The organism is Paenibacillus chondroitinus NBRC 15376 (assembly GCF_004000765.1).
Lineage (GTDB): Bacteria > Bacillota > Bacilli > Paenibacillales > NBRC-103111 > Paenibacillus_E > Paenibacillus_E chondroitinus.
In genome coordinates, this window is sequence record NZ_BILW01000004.1 from 168232 (window position 1) to 181900 (window position 13669).

At 45.9% G+C, this 13669-nt stretch carries 10 protein-coding genes; 5 read left to right on the plus strand and 5 right to left on the minus strand.

Annotated elements, in window-relative coordinates; genetic code table 11:
• Nucleotides 1-125 precede the first annotated feature (125 nt).
• The 5 genes from PCH02S_RS07240 to PCH02S_RS07260 all read right to left on the minus strand — a co-directional run bounded on the left by PCH02S_RS07240 (nucleotide 126) and on the right by PCH02S_RS07260 (nucleotide 6234).
• Nucleotides 126-1001, minus strand: a complete 876-nt coding sequence (locus PCH02S_RS07240) for an SDR family NAD(P)-dependent oxidoreductase (protein ID WP_127451493.1) — start codon at nucleotides 999-1001, stop codon at nucleotides 126-128.
• A 102-nt stretch (nucleotides 1002-1103) separates the two neighbouring features.
• A complete protein-coding gene (locus PCH02S_RS07245) occupies nucleotides 1104-2084 on the minus strand; it encodes a helix-turn-helix transcriptional regulator (protein ID WP_127451495.1) in 981 nt (326 codons plus the stop codon).
• A gap of 30 nt (nucleotides 2085-2114) precedes the next feature.
• On the minus strand, nucleotides 2115-3008 hold the full coding sequence (locus PCH02S_RS07250) for a LysR family transcriptional regulator (protein WP_127451497.1): 894 nt from the start codon (nucleotides 3006-3008) through the stop codon (nucleotides 2115-2117).
• Nucleotides 3009-3160: 152 nt separating this feature from the next.
• Nucleotides 3161-5224: a Fe(3+)-hydroxamate ABC transporter permease FhuB gene (fhuB, locus tag PCH02S_RS07255; RefSeq protein ID WP_127451499.1), complete on the minus strand. Its 2064-nt coding sequence runs from the start codon at nucleotides 5222-5224 to the stop codon at nucleotides 3161-3163.
• Nucleotides 5221-6234: an ABC transporter substrate-binding protein gene (locus PCH02S_RS07260; RefSeq protein WP_307719926.1), complete on the minus strand. Its 1014-nt coding sequence runs from the start codon at nucleotides 6232-6234 to the stop codon at nucleotides 5221-5223. Before PCH02S_RS07260 ends, fhuB begins: the two co-directional genes overlap by 4 nt.
• A 237-nt stretch (nucleotides 6235-6471) precedes the next feature.
• Here PCH02S_RS07260 and leuC point away from each other — a divergent pair, with 237 nt between their 5' ends.
• From leuC to PCH02S_RS07285, 5 genes are all read left to right on the plus strand, one after another.
• A complete protein-coding gene (leuC, locus tag PCH02S_RS07265) occupies nucleotides 6472-7893 on the plus strand; it encodes a 3-isopropylmalate dehydratase large subunit (protein ID WP_127451501.1) in 1422 nt (473 codons plus the stop codon).
• A gap of 27 nt (nucleotides 7894-7920) precedes the next feature.
• A complete protein-coding gene (gene leuD / locus PCH02S_RS07270) occupies nucleotides 7921-8526 on the plus strand; it encodes a 3-isopropylmalate dehydratase small subunit (RefSeq protein WP_127451503.1) in 606 nt (201 codons plus the stop codon).
• Between the two features lie 242 nt (nucleotides 8527-8768).
• Nucleotides 8769-10265, plus strand: a complete 1497-nt coding sequence (locus PCH02S_RS07275) for an N-acetylmuramoyl-L-alanine amidase family protein (protein WP_127451506.1) — start codon at nucleotides 8769-8771, stop codon at nucleotides 10263-10265.
• A gap of 68 nt (nucleotides 10266-10333) precedes the next feature.
• A complete protein-coding gene (locus PCH02S_RS07280; protein WP_127451508.1) occupies nucleotides 10334-10924 on the plus strand; it encodes a GerMN domain-containing protein in 591 nt (196 codons plus the stop codon).
• Nucleotides 10925-10952: 28 nt separating this feature from the next.
• Nucleotides 10953-13667 carry an S-layer homology domain-containing protein gene (locus tag PCH02S_RS07285; protein WP_127451510.1) on the plus strand — a complete coding sequence of 905 codons (2715 nt, stop codon included), beginning with the start codon at nucleotides 10953-10955 and terminating at the stop codon, nucleotides 13665-13667.
• Nucleotides 13668-13669: the final 2 nt, after the last annotated feature.

The following is a 13669-nucleotide window of genomic DNA, read 5'->3' on the forward strand; positions in this document are numbered from 1 at the left end:
ATCTCTTTATCAAAATTAATTAGAGAAACGATAAGATTTAATTATATTGTATGCTTTAGGAGGAGGAAGGGTTAGGGGAATTGGCATAATTTTAAAAAGAAATAGGTCATGAAATAACAAAAGAATTAGACGCGAAACGGCGGCATTCGTCTACCATCGATATCCGTAAAACCATATTCGGCAGCTAGGGAACCAACCTCGTGAAGCAGTCCTGCCTTAAGGTGAACCTGCGGATCGGAGGCCAACGCCACAACGGCGCGCCCAATATATTCAACGGATTCCGTCGGGTGTAACTCTTCAATTCGCATGAAGTCGGGATCGCCAGTTTCGAGGCCATAATGTTTATACACAGCTTCTGTTCGCATCCAACCGGGAGCTAATGCCAATGCGGTTACGTCCAACTGGTTTGCTTTGAGATTTAGAGACATAGCACGGGTCATATTTACAACTGCACGTTTCACTGTGTCATAAAATACATTCACCGGGTAATCGCCTCCGATGTCGGAGTAGACCCCCGTGTTAATAATTAAGCCGCGCTTCTGCTCAAGGAAGAAGGTGGACATGGCATACCGGCTGGACACCATTTGTGCCCGTAAACCGGCATCAAACATGCTGTCCCAACGTCTCAAAGGCTGCTTCCAGAAAGGCGCTAAAAAATCATCTTTTTCAATGTCCTCGTAACCGCCCCATGCGTTATTAACTACAAGATCAAGTGTGCCTTGCTCCTGTTTGATTTGCTCGTACAGCTTTTGAACATCGGCTTCAATCGTATGATCACATCGAACCGCAATTCCTACGCCGCCACGTGCAGTCACTTCATCCGCTGTATCCTCGATCGTACCTGTAAGATCTGTCTGAGAGGATTGTGCCCTTGTACTGCGGCCAGTCACATAAACGGTGGCACCTGCTTCACCAAGCACTAAGGCAATTCCACGGCCGGCACCCCGACTAGACCCTGTCACAAGTGCTACCTGACCTTGAAGCTGTTTACTTTTCGTCATCCTTTTATACCTCCATTAGTCATTCACCAAGTTACTTTGCACTTATAGTTTAACTCTATACGATGACAATTCTTGTCATGGATTGAAAAGGCGCAAAAATGTTCATGTTTGTGAATCTTCCATGGTGCTGTATGCGTGAAGCATACGCTGAAGTTGTTCGCGAATCCATTGCACCATTTCGGGTGGTTCTTCAACGACGGCATCTGCGCCCATGCTCAGGAAATATTTTGAGAAATAGAGCAGATTACTCCGGTGCATCTCACAAACTAATTCTCCGCTTCCGTCGGCATGAATCGTGACATCTTCATTGCTGCCATTGCTCCGCTCGTATGCTCGGACACCGGCAGGTGTAAGTTTGACGCGAAGTCTCATGTGTTCGGACGAATCCATATTCTGGCTTACTCCACCTGATAACCAATCAAGAATGGTGTAGTTCATAAGGTTTTTGCTAGGGTGATCTGGCTCGGCAGGTGCCAAGCTTTGCAAGCGATCTGTGCGAAATAGCAGGATGCGATCTTTTTGAAAACAATAAGATGGAAAATACCAATAACCATTCGATGCGTAAATGCCGATGGGCTGTATGGTACGTTCCGTTGCACCATCTTTGGAAGCGTAGGTGATGTGAAGGGGGAGACCATCGATCGAAGCCTCCAGAAGCTGCTCCAAGTAAGGAGAACTTTGTGTGCGGGTAGGTGTCCAAAATGACACACGATTCTTGAGTGCATCAATTCGCTTCTTCGTATCCGTCGGAAGATAGTGATAAAACTTGCCTAGCGCTGACGTCGATTCTGCAGCAAAAGGCAGCGCTCCATAATACTGGAGCGACTGAAAGGCGAAGAACATCGCGACCGCCTCTTGTTCCGTGAACAAAATAGGAGGGAGCATCCGCTTTTTCAGCAAGCGATAGCCGCCATGCGGGCCGAACTCCGTATAGAGCGGCATTCCGAGCTCGCTTAGCTCCTGTAAATCGCGATGCATGGTGCGTTCCGAGACGCCGAATTCCTGGGCGAGCTCTTTGGTCGTGAACGCCATGCGTTCATTAACGACCATCATAAGCTGGATCAAACGCTGTGTTTTGTTCATGACAGTACGTTTCCTCCTGTACGTGTAAAGCTATCCAATTGTTCGCATAACCTCTTTCATCGTGCTGACGAAAGCTTCGGCTGCTTTGGAGAGGTATCTGCCCTTGCGGTAAGCGATGACAAGTGTTCGGGTCGGTCGGCCTTCCAAGGTAAGGTGAACGGGAGACAACTCGCTGAAGCTGCGTTTTGAGATCAAATAGGGCACGAATGCGATGCCCATTCCGGCTGCCACAAGCGATTGGACTGTTTCCATGTTGCTGGATTCGAACACGATATTAGGGACAATCCCGGCATTTTGGCAGAGATCAAGCGTAAGCTTTCGAAAACCTTGGCCTTTTTTTAAGGCGATGAAGGCTTCTTTTTCCAACTGCGAGATACTGATCGGTTCCTGGGCCTGCGTTAACGGATGGCGCGGGGGCACGGCAAGGACAATTTCTTCTTCCAGCAGCGTTTCATATATAAGCGATTCTTCCCTCAGCGGCAAGGACAGGAGAGAAATATCAGTTTGCCCGTTCATGGTCAATGTCTCCAGGTTCGCTGAAGTTTCTTCAACGAGTGAAATTTCAATATCGGGATAAGCGGTTTGGAAAGCAGGGACTACAAAAGGAAGGATTGTCGATCCCGTGATAGGCATACTGCCGACGACGAGGCGCCCTTTTTTCATCTGTGAAATGTCTTCCATTTCTTTTTTGAGCTGCTCCACCATATCAAGAATTTTTTGTGATTTCTCGACGAATAAAGAGCCGGCATGCGTAAGTTCAACGGAGTTTGTACTGCGTTGGAACAGAAGAACGCCAATCTCTTTCTCTAGCTTGGACAATTGCTGACTGAGTGAGGGCTGGGCGATATGAAGTTTTTCTGCGGCTCGCGAGAAGTTTCGTTCAATGGCAATCTGAATGGCATATTGTAGTTGGCGTAGTTCCAATGATTTTACAACTCCTAAAATAAATGATGAGGTTAAACATGTTTATTTATCATAGCTCATGATCGTATTTTAGCATAATCCATAAATAAAAAGAGACTGTCACACAAGCAGAATAAATCTACTTGCGGACAGTCTCTTCATACCTCGCTATGTTACCTCTTCACGGTACTCCGGTACATCAGGAACAGTAAATACGGTGCGCCAATGACAGCAACAACGATGCCGGAAGGGATTTCTTTGGGAATGGCGATCACTTTCCCGATAATATCCGCAATGACTAGCAAAATGGCGCCAATCAAAGCGGATAGGACAACCGATTTCTGGTGACGCTGGCCCATGAAAATCCGAACGGCATGAGGAGCGAGCAGCCCGATGAAAGATATGGTGCCAACGCAAGCTACTGCGATCGCCGCTATTATAACTCCGATGCTTGCCGTAATCAGGCGGGTTTTCTGCAGCTTAAGGCCTAAACCAAGCGAGACAAGATCTCCAAAAGCAAGTAAATCCACACGACGGCCAAGCAGCCAAGCGATGGGCAAGAGGATAATCATGGCCACGCTCAATTGCCAGAATTCCAGCCAACCTCTGGCATATGTGCTCCCAGCTAACCAAGTTAGAGCTGGAGCAGCGCCGAGTTTGGATTTAATGATCAGGAACTGGATGACAGCTGATCCAAGCGCAGATATCGCAATCCCGACAAGAATTAATACGACGGGATTCAGCCCTTTTTTCCATGCCAGCACATACACACTGCCGGCCGAGAGGAGAGCGCCGGCCATCGCGCCGATCGGTACCCACATGCCCGAAGCCGTTGGCCAGATGGTGAGGACAAGAAGTGCTCCCATGCCAGCACCTGTCGTTACACCGACAACGGAAGGGTCGGCAAGCGGATTGCGAACGGCGCCTTGCATCATGGAGCCTGCAATCGCTAGCGAGGCTCCGGCAAGTGCGGCTACGAGCACGCGAGGCAAACGTAAGTTAAAGATGACGTTGCTCGACATCTCGGGTCCGCCGCCGGATAGAACGGCAAGGACATCTGCAAAAGGAATTTTTAAAGCGCCAGCGGATAATCCGGTCAGAATAAGCGCAAGCAGAGAGGCGGATGCCAGCAAAATTAGCAAGGGATACGGAATTTTGCTGCCGATGAAGCCGACGCCCATCGAGGATCCGCTATCCGACGAAGCTTGCATCTTGGAACCGCGAACAGCAAGCCAAATGAGCCAGGGAGCTCCAAGAACGGCGGTGACGGAGCCGGCAGGCAGTTCGCCAAGCGTGCTGCGAAACATTTTCGCAATCGTATCCGCCGAAATCAGCACAACCGCTCCCCATAATGCGCTGCCCGGGATCAAAAACCTATGACGTCTGAGGCCAATCAATCGGATCAAATGTGGGGCGATGAGCCCGACAAAGCCAATCGGACCTACGACACTTACCGTCACTCCGGCCAGTAAAATGGCAGCAGCAAGCGCCATGAAACGAATTAAATTGACATTCTCACCTAGTGAAACAGCCGTTTCCTCATTCAGCTCCAGCATATCCAGCTTCTGACTGAACAAAAGGGCAGCAACCAGCCCGATCAATATCCAAGGAAGTGCGTAGCGTACTCCAAGCCAATCATTTTGCCCTAATGCGCCTGAGCCCCACATAAACAGACCGTTGGTCTCATTCTCATACATAATTTGCAGACCGCTTGTAAAGGCAGACAATACGAGGGAAACGATCATACCTGCCAAAGCCATGCGCAGTGGAGTACTTTTGCGACCCCCTGACATGAAGTAAGCCATGACGGCTGCGCCGCATGCGCCAATGAGTGCCAAAAGCAGTGAATGATCCGACTTTAAGCCAGGAAAGTAAACGGCTGCAAGCACGATGATAAAATAAGAACCTGCATTCAAGCCTAGTGTTGAAGCGGATGCCAATGGATTGCGGGTAACGGTTTGGAGCAGCGCTCCTGCAACCGCAAGCGAAGCTCCGGCCAGGAGGCCGATGACCGCCCGCGGCAAGCGAAGCCCCCGAACCATATGATGGTCGGGGGTATCTTGCGGATGCAGCAATGCGTTCACGATGGTATGAACAGTAAGGTTGGCTTCTCCCTGCGTGATGTTCAGGAACAGAACAAGAAGCAGAGCCAGAAGGCCTCCTCCAAAAACGAAAAAGGCTTTCCATGTCGTTTGCCGATTTATAAAAAGGTCTGTTTTTAACTTAATCTGGCTCATTTGGTTAACGCGTTAGCTGTCAACTCGGCAAATAGTTTTGCGGACAATGGACCGCCGAACGGCCAAGTGTTGCCAGGCAGCTTGTAGGTTTTGTTCTCTTTTACAAAGGAAAGACCTTTCCAAACGGCATTATCTTTGAGTTGCTTCTCAAACACATTGTCGTTGTCTTGCACGATGTAAATAAAGTTGGCATTTTGCACAGCTGGCAGTGCTTCCACGGAAGCGGTCGAGTAGCCGTACATTTCAAATTTAGTAGCTTTAAATACGTTTTTCAATCCGATGCGCTGAAGAACTTGTACAGCCATGGAGTTGTCCAGGAACATGCGAAGATCTGCATTGTTTTGATTGCTGAAAGCTTGTGTAAGTGCGACTTCAGCGCCATCTTTTTTAGCAGCGGCAAGTTTATCTTTCGTATCTGCGTATGCTTTTTGAAGGTCGGCAAGCACTTTGTCGCCTTCCGCTTTTTTACCAACAACATCAGCAATCGTTTTGAAGGTGTTTTCCATCTCCGCATATTGATCGCCTTTTCCTTCAGCAGGGTAGGAGTTAAAAACGATAGTAGGTGCGATTTTTTTGAGTGCCTCATAGTTTTTGCTTGAACGCAGTGTGCTGGTAATAATGAGATCAGGCTTGAGACCTGTAATAGTTTCCAGGTTAGGTTCTTGACGGGTTCCTACATCAACGACAGAAGCATCCAAAGCAGGTGTTACGTTTACCCAATTTGCATAACCTTTTTTATCAGCAGACCCTACTGGTTGAATACCAACGGCGAGCAAGTCTTCCGCATAGGTCCACTCTAAAGTGACGATCCGTTTAGGAGTACCTTTAATTTCGGTCGTCCCTAGATCATGTGTGATGGTTTTGACAGTGTCAGCAGCAGCCGTAGCGGCAGCAGACGCAGCTGGCGAAGCTGTTGAACTGGTGGTATTAGCCGCATTACCGCAAGCAGCAGTAAGGAAAAGCATGACCAGTGAAGCAGTAACCGTTAATGGTTTTACAATTTTAAGCACAAATAAACCCTCCTATAATATGTATCTATAAATGGATAAAAATGATGGGTGTTTCAATCCCACTGAGAGAATGATAATCATTATCACTAATTATGTCAATATTTTATTAAATTATAGGATTAATCTATCAAGCTTATAGTTATTATATCTTGGAGCAATGATAGTAATCGTGCTAAACTACGTTATGAGGGTAAGACATTAACAAATTGAGCGGATAATGACAAGAGGTGACTGGGTATGAGTAAAAAGACGATGTTCGAAAAAATCTGGGATAATCACGTAATTAACCAGGAAGAAGGCAAACCTAGCGTAATTTATATCGACTTGCAGCTGGTCCATGAAGTAACATCGCCGCAAGCATTCGAAGGGCTTCGCATGTCAGGCCGTAAAGTACGCAGACCTGATCTGACTTTCGCAACGATGGATCATAACGTTCCAACGAAAGATCGTTACAATATTACAGATCCTATTTCCAAGCAACAAATTGACACACTTTCACAAAACTGCCGTGACTTCGGCGTTACACTATTCGATCTTGACAGTATCGATCAAGGTGTCGTGCACGTTATGGGACCTGAGCTTGGTCTAACGCACCCAGGTAAAACGATCGTTTGCGGCGATAGCCACACATCGACACACGGTGCTTTCGGAGCGCTTGCATTCGGTATTGGTACAAGTGAAGTTGAGCACGTTCTTGCTACGCAAACGCTGCAGCAATCCAAAGCCAAAACACTTGAAGTTCGCATTACGGGAAGCTTGAAACCAGGCGTAACAGCGAAGGACTTAATCCTTGGCGTTATTGCGAAATACGGCACGGATTTTGCTACTGGTTACGTTATCGAGTATACAGGCGAAGCCATTCGCGGTCTTTCCATGGAAGAGCGTATGACGGTATGTAACATGTCCATCGAAGGCGGAGCTAGAGCAGGATTGATTGCTCCAGACGAAACGACTTTCAACTACCTGCGTGGTCGTGAGTACGTGCCTCAAGGCGCTGATTTCGATGCAGCTGTTGGGGAATGGTCCAAGTATGTAACGGACGAAGGCGCGACGTATGACTGGGTCGTTGAGTTTGACGCTGATTCCTTGATTCCGCAAGTAACTTGGGGAACTAGCCCGGGCATGGGTACAAGCGTAACAGCACTTGTTCCGGATCCACAAAGTTTTGAAACCGAAAATGAACGTAAAGCAGCTGAAAAAGCGCTTGAATATATGGATTTAACACCAGGTACACCAATGACAGATCTGAAAGTCGACTATGTTTTCATCGGTTCCTGTACGAACGGACGTATTGAAGATCTTCGCGCAGCTGCAAAAATCGCTCAAGGATACTCTGTTGATCCTAGCGTGACGGCTATCGTGGTTCCAGGATCCGGCCGCGTCAAAATTCAAGCTGAAAAAGAAGGCTTGGACAAAATTTTTACAGCTGCGGGCTTCGAATGGCGTGACGCTGGCTGCAGTATGTGCTTGGCGATGAACCCGGACGTTCTGCAACCTGGCCAACGTTGTGCATCGACTTCCAACCGTAACTTCGAAGGCCGTCAAGGCCGCGGTGGACGTACGCATCTCGTGTCCCCAGCGATGGCTGTTGCTGCAGCGATCAAAGGTCATTTCTATGATGTTCGTGATTGGGAAATTAAAGAATACCAACAAGCTTAATTTTGGCTGATTAAGGAGAATGAAAACATGGAAGCTTTCAAACAACATACAGGCCTCGTCGGTCCTGTGGATCGTGTCAATGTAGATACAGATGCAATTATTCCTAAGCAATTTCTTAAAAGAATTGAGCGTTCCGGCTTCGGCCAATTCCTGTTCTTCGAATGGAGATGGGATGAAGCGGGTAACGTGATCGAGAGCTTTCCTCTGAATCAGGATCGCTATCAGGGCGCTTCCGTTTTGCTCTCCAGAGCGAACTTCGGCTGCGGATCTTCCCGTGAGCACGCGCCATGGGCGATTCAAGATTTTGGCTTCCGCGTCATCATTGCACCTTCTTATGCGGATATTTTCTATAACAACTGCTTCAAAAACAGCATTTTGCCAATTAAACTTTCGGAAGAACAAGTGGATGATTTGTTTAACCGCACAGCACAGCATGAAGGTTACAAGCTAAATGTTGATCTGGAGAACAACAAGCTTACAGACGATTATGGACTGGAAATTAGCTTTAACATCGACGAGCACCGTCGTCAGTTTTTGCTGCAAGGTTTGGACGATATCGGTTTAACACTCCAGCATGAAGACAAAATTACGGCTTACGAGCAAGCTCACGCAAAGCGTTTGGCTTATAAATAAGTTCGGGTCGAAGACGCATCTCTATGGGGACCCCATGGGATGTGTCTTTTTTTTGTTTATTTTTTATGCAACTTTTGGTAGTTTGATACGTCTAATAGATTACTAGATTGTCGAACGGACGGGGGTTTTGCTGTCGGGCTAAGTGACTAATTTGAGATAAAGGACAATTGCTGCTAGGTTTTGAGAGACAGAGTTCTCATTTTTGTGATTACGACTATAATTCCGACAATATATAGAGGTGAATGATGAAAATTCCTGCATTTTGTTTCATGTTGCTGATTTCTGTGATGCTGCTGCCTACTACGGCATTGGGGGCGGAAGCGTCTAATGCGATTAAGCTTTTTATGAATGAGAAAAGATTGGTTTCGAGTGAAGTTCAACCTCGCATTGTTAGTGGAAATACAATTGTACCCGTGCGCATTATTGTTGAAGAAATTGGCGCGAAGGTAACTTGGGATGAAGCCACGAGCAAAGTAACCATCGTCAAAGACGATGTGAACATTCAATTGACGATCAACAGCAAAACAGCGCTGATTAAAGGCAAAAAGGAAGTCATGGAGGTTGCTCCGATCATTGATAAAGGCAATACGATGCTGCCGCTCCGTTTCATTGGACAGCAAATGGGTATTGAATTTACATGGGACGCATCCACTTCTTCCGTACATATGTTCAAAAAAGACGATAGCGATTCCAAGCCAGTAACAGGTCCGGTTGATGTCGTAGATGGCAACACGCCAACAACGCCGCCGCCAACAACACCTACCAATCCAACAACACCAACAAATCCAGTCAAACCAGGAGACGGTACAGAGACTGGGAGTGGTACTGGCACTGGCACTGGCACTGGGTCCAACATACCGGATCCGAATGTCCATCTGGTGCAATCTATCGTGTTGACCGATAAGGAGCTAACGGTAACGGCCAAAGACGGCACGCTTGTACCGACATCCATGAAATTAGCCAATCCCAATCGGATTGTATTGGATTTCCCTAACACAGTGTTAGATGAGCCTCTCAAGAAACTGCTGGTCAAAAATGCGGGAGAGCTGAGTTCGAAGCATCCGCTGGTCGAGAAAGTTCGTTTTTCCAATTTTAACGATAATCCGGCTACAGTAAGAGTCATTCTGGATTTGAAAAGTACTGCTGATTATAAGGTTCAGCCTACCAAACTGCCTAATCAGTGGAAAGCGACAATTGCCGAACATCAGTTAACTGTCGTAATTGATGCGGGGCACGGCGACAATGATCCTGGCGCATTATCCATAACTGGCAGACATGAGAAGGATTTTACACTGTCTATGGCGAAGAAAGTAGAGCAGCTTCTCCTTCAGGACAAGCGTCTTAATGTTTTGATGACTCGTTCTGACGATACGTTCATACCGCTGGATGACCGGGTATCCTTTGCCAATAACATTCAGTCGGACCTTTTCTTATCTATTCACGGTAACAGTGCCAAGGCTACGGTATCCGGTACAGAAACGTATTACAACCGACCGGAAAGCGCAGCTTTTGCGAATGTCATTCACAAATATGCGATTCCGGCAACAGGGTTTCCTGATCGCAAAGTACGCGAAGCTGATTTTAGAGTCATCACGAAAACGACCATGCCGGCTGTTCTGCTGGAAGTGGGGTATTTGTCTAATAAGAACGATGAAAGTGCGATGTACAAGGATGCGTTCCAAGACAAATTAGCCTCTGCTCTCGTTGCTGCTATCAAAGAATACTTGAACCTCAAATAGGAGGTAAAAACTCTAATTTTAGGCTACGATGCTAGTTTTGCTATGCAAAACGCGAAGGAGTGTGTGAAATGACCCAAACAAGACGCTTTATTCAAGGGGCACTTCTTGTGAGTGCCATTACATTGTCTATAACTGCCTGCGGTCAAAAAAATCAGTTGGTTAGCGGTTCTGCACCGCAGACATCAACAAACCCAATCTCAACGTCAACGGTTCAAAGTCCTGCGCCAACAGTTGCGGCGACTCCGACACCGGAACCTGAGCTCCACAAAAAGATCAAGGCTTACTATAGCGATCAAGATGAAATGAAGCTTATAGAGAAAGAAGTTACGATCACTTACAAAAAGGATGCAGATGTGTATGGCGCAGCCTTGAACGCACTTAAGAAGAGCGATGATCCTAAAGCCATTCCTTTATTTGACGACTTAAAGTTTACAAGTTCAGCCTTTGATAAAACCAAAGGGGAATTGAAAGTGGACCTCACGTTTGGTCCCAAAACGCAATTGGGCGCCCCTGGGGAAGAAATGTTTTTGCAAGCCCTGAAGAAAACGGTTTTTCAATTTCCGGAAGTGAAAGCTTTATACGTCCTGAAGGATGGCAAACAAGTAGACAGCTTAATGGGGCATCTGGAGCTTCCCTACCCAATCAAACGACCTAATTAAATGGAAGAGCAGAGGAGTTAATTTAGAGATGAGAAATAAGAAGTTGGCAAGCGCAATCTTAAGTTCATTAATTGTAACAAGTTTAGCTGGAACACCGGTTCTTGCCGCTGACTCCACGAGTGGAACGTCCAAAAATAGCGTGAAACTTTCGTTCCCGGATGTAAAATCTGATTATTGGGGAATTCGCCATATTTCGAAATTGGCTCTCGAAGGAATCATCGAAGGTTATGAAGATGGTGCCTACCGCGCTGAAAACTCGGTTTCCCAACAGGACGTACTGATTATGGCAGTCCGCATGATGGGGTTGCAGGATGAAGTCAATAACATGACATCTACAACTGTATTCCCTGATTTTATGCTTGTTGATAGTTATGCGAGGAACTATGTAGCTGTCGCGCTTCAAAAAGGTTTAATTACGAACGAAGAAGAGAAAGAGCGAAGCTCGAGCGATAAGTCCAAAGAAAATTGGGGACAACGTAAGGCAACAAGAGAATGGGTAGCAGAAATCGTTATTCGTGCGATCGGCAAAGGCGCTTTCGCCCAAAGCTTATCCGAAACGCAAACGACATTTAACGATAACAGCTCCATCAGCGCTACATCACTTGGATATGTAAATGCTGCGGTTGCGTTGAAAGTTGTTGATGGTTTTGAAGACGGGACCTTCCAGCCGAAAGGCGCAGTAACCCGCGCTCAGATGGCTGCCTTCTTAAGCCGCTCGCAGAAAGAATTGACATCTTTGCCTGCGCATGCGAAAAAAGGATATTTGACCACCCTCACAAGCGGCACAATTGGTCTAATGGACAAAGAGGGCAATACAAGTACATATAAGATCTCACCAAACACTGTTTTCTACGGAAACAAAAACGATACGGCAATTGACCCGAAAGAACTTCAAGAAACTTATGAAGTTTCAATCGTTGAAGTAAACGGCGTTGCTTACTATGTTGAAATCATTAAAGACGAATTGCAGATGGACATCAAAGAGGGCAAATTGCTCAAATTAAACATGAGCACGATGAAAGCTACATTGGATGATTTTGAAAGCTATGATTTGGCGTCGGATGTGGCCGTAACGGATACGGAAGGTCGCGGACTCAGTCTTGGGGACATTGTAACCGGCAGTACCATTCAATTGCGCAAAAGCAAAATTGTCAACACGGACAAATACACGTCTATCATCGTCAAACAAGTGCCAGTTAACAAAACGGCAAATGGGGCGATCCAAAACCTGAACAAGGACGCGGCACAAATTACGCTGCTGGATACGGAGTCAGGTCAACCTGAATCATACAGTTTCTCTTCTGCTTTAATTATTACTTCTACGGATAACAGCTTGGCGGATCTGAATTCTCTGCACATTGGCGATGTCGTCGAATATACGATTAAGAACAGTGAAGTAGTGAAAATTTCTGTTAAAAAGCAAGCGGATGTCGGTGTAAGTATTGAGGGGACTTTTAAGGAGTTTTCTGAAGATAAATCGACTTTATTGATTAATAAAACGACGGGTAAACCTGTTGATGCGTATGAATTGTCTGAGAATGTGAAAGTCGTGATCAATGGATTAACGAACGCAAGTATTTACGATCTTGCTGCTGGCGATCAGTTGAAGCTGGAAGTTCTCAATAATAAAGTAACGTTGATTACAGTCGCAAATCGCTCTATTGAAAATTTATATTTTGCTAAAATAGTTGGCTATGATCAAAATTTGAAGCTACTTTCGGTTATCGATAACAAAGGTGAGCCGCATGCGTATATTTTGACGGATAGCGTGTCGATTTCATATGCAGGTATGAAGCTTCCTTTATCTAACTTTAGCGGTACATTTACAGTAGGAAAATATGTAGATTTGCTGGTTGCACAGAAAAAGGTTACACAAGTTCAGATGTCTACACAGCTAAACGGACAAATCACGCAATTAAACCTGCAAACGAATGATATTACGCTAAAAACAGACAGCGGTCAAAGCTTGTCATTTAAGCTGCAGTATGCACCTGTTGTTGAACTGGCGAATAAGCCAAATAGTACGCTTTCGGATCTAAAAGTAGGAGACACAATCTCCCTACAAATTAGCTTCGACCAAAGTATCGTGACTAAAATTACAACCAGTAAAACAGCTATGTACAAAACGGTGATTACAAATGTAAATTCCAAGCAAATTACCGTGTCGGATGAATCGAATTCGCAGTATGTCATCTCGCTCGACGGTGTACCGATTGTGAAACCGGATCAAAGCACAGGTTCGATCAATGACTTTGTATTAGATGATTATGTGAAGCTTTCATTCAATGGTTCAAAAGTTGTCAGAGCTGAGATTTCAACTCCTGTAATCGGCAAAGTAACAGCTGTGAATGCGGCAAGCTCCTCGTTGACGGTTCAAGACTTTACCGGGAAAAGCCAAGTCATCAATGCAGGTACCAATTTCGGAGTGAAGCTGAACGGCGGATCGGATTATAATTTCGCTTCCATTAAAGTGGGCGATCGTGTTCAAGTCATGAAAGATGCAAGCGATAAGCTCATCATTCAAGTGGCTGCTACTGCAAAACGAGAAGTTGATAACTACAGCTCAGTTGTTAATCAGATGTATTTGAAATCAACATCTGCTGGAGATAAGACTTCTTACAGCCTTTACCCAAGAGCTTATTATCATAAAGGAACAGACATAGTGGGTCCATCTTCATTCGTATCCGGTGATATTATCACGATCTATGTGCTGGATAATAAAATTGTTGAGATTGAGAAGTAAGA

What these genes read in the sequence shown, in the direction of transcription:
- PCH02S_RS07275 (WP_127451506.1), top strand. Translation starts at nt 8,769, where the DNA reads ATGATGAAAATTCCTGCATTTTGTTTCATGTTGCTGATTTCTGTGATG.
- PCH02S_RS07240 (WP_127451493.1), bottom strand. Translation starts at nt 1,001, where the DNA reads ATGACGAAAAGTAAACAGCTTCAAGGTCAGGTAGCACTTGTGACAGGG.
- leuC (WP_127451501.1), top strand. Translation starts at nt 6,472, where the DNA reads ATGAGTAAAAAGACGATGTTCGAAAAAATCTGGGATAATCACGTAATT.
- PCH02S_RS07285 (WP_127451510.1), top strand. Translation starts at nt 10,953, where the DNA reads ATGAGAAATAAGAAGTTGGCAAGCGCAATCTTAAGTTCATTAATTGTA.
- fhuB (WP_127451499.1), bottom strand. Translation starts at nt 5,224, where the DNA reads ATGAGCCAGATTAAGTTAAAAACAGACCTTTTTATAAATCGGCAAACG.
- PCH02S_RS07245 (WP_127451495.1), bottom strand. Translation starts at nt 2,084, where the DNA reads ATGAACAAAACACAGCGTTTGATCCAGCTTATGATGGTCGTTAATGAA.
- PCH02S_RS07280 (WP_127451508.1), top strand. Translation starts at nt 10,334, where the DNA reads ATGACCCAAACAAGACGCTTTATTCAAGGGGCACTTCTTGTGAGTGCC.
- leuD (WP_127451503.1), top strand. Translation starts at nt 7,921, where the DNA reads ATGGAAGCTTTCAAACAACATACAGGCCTCGTCGGTCCTGTGGATCGT.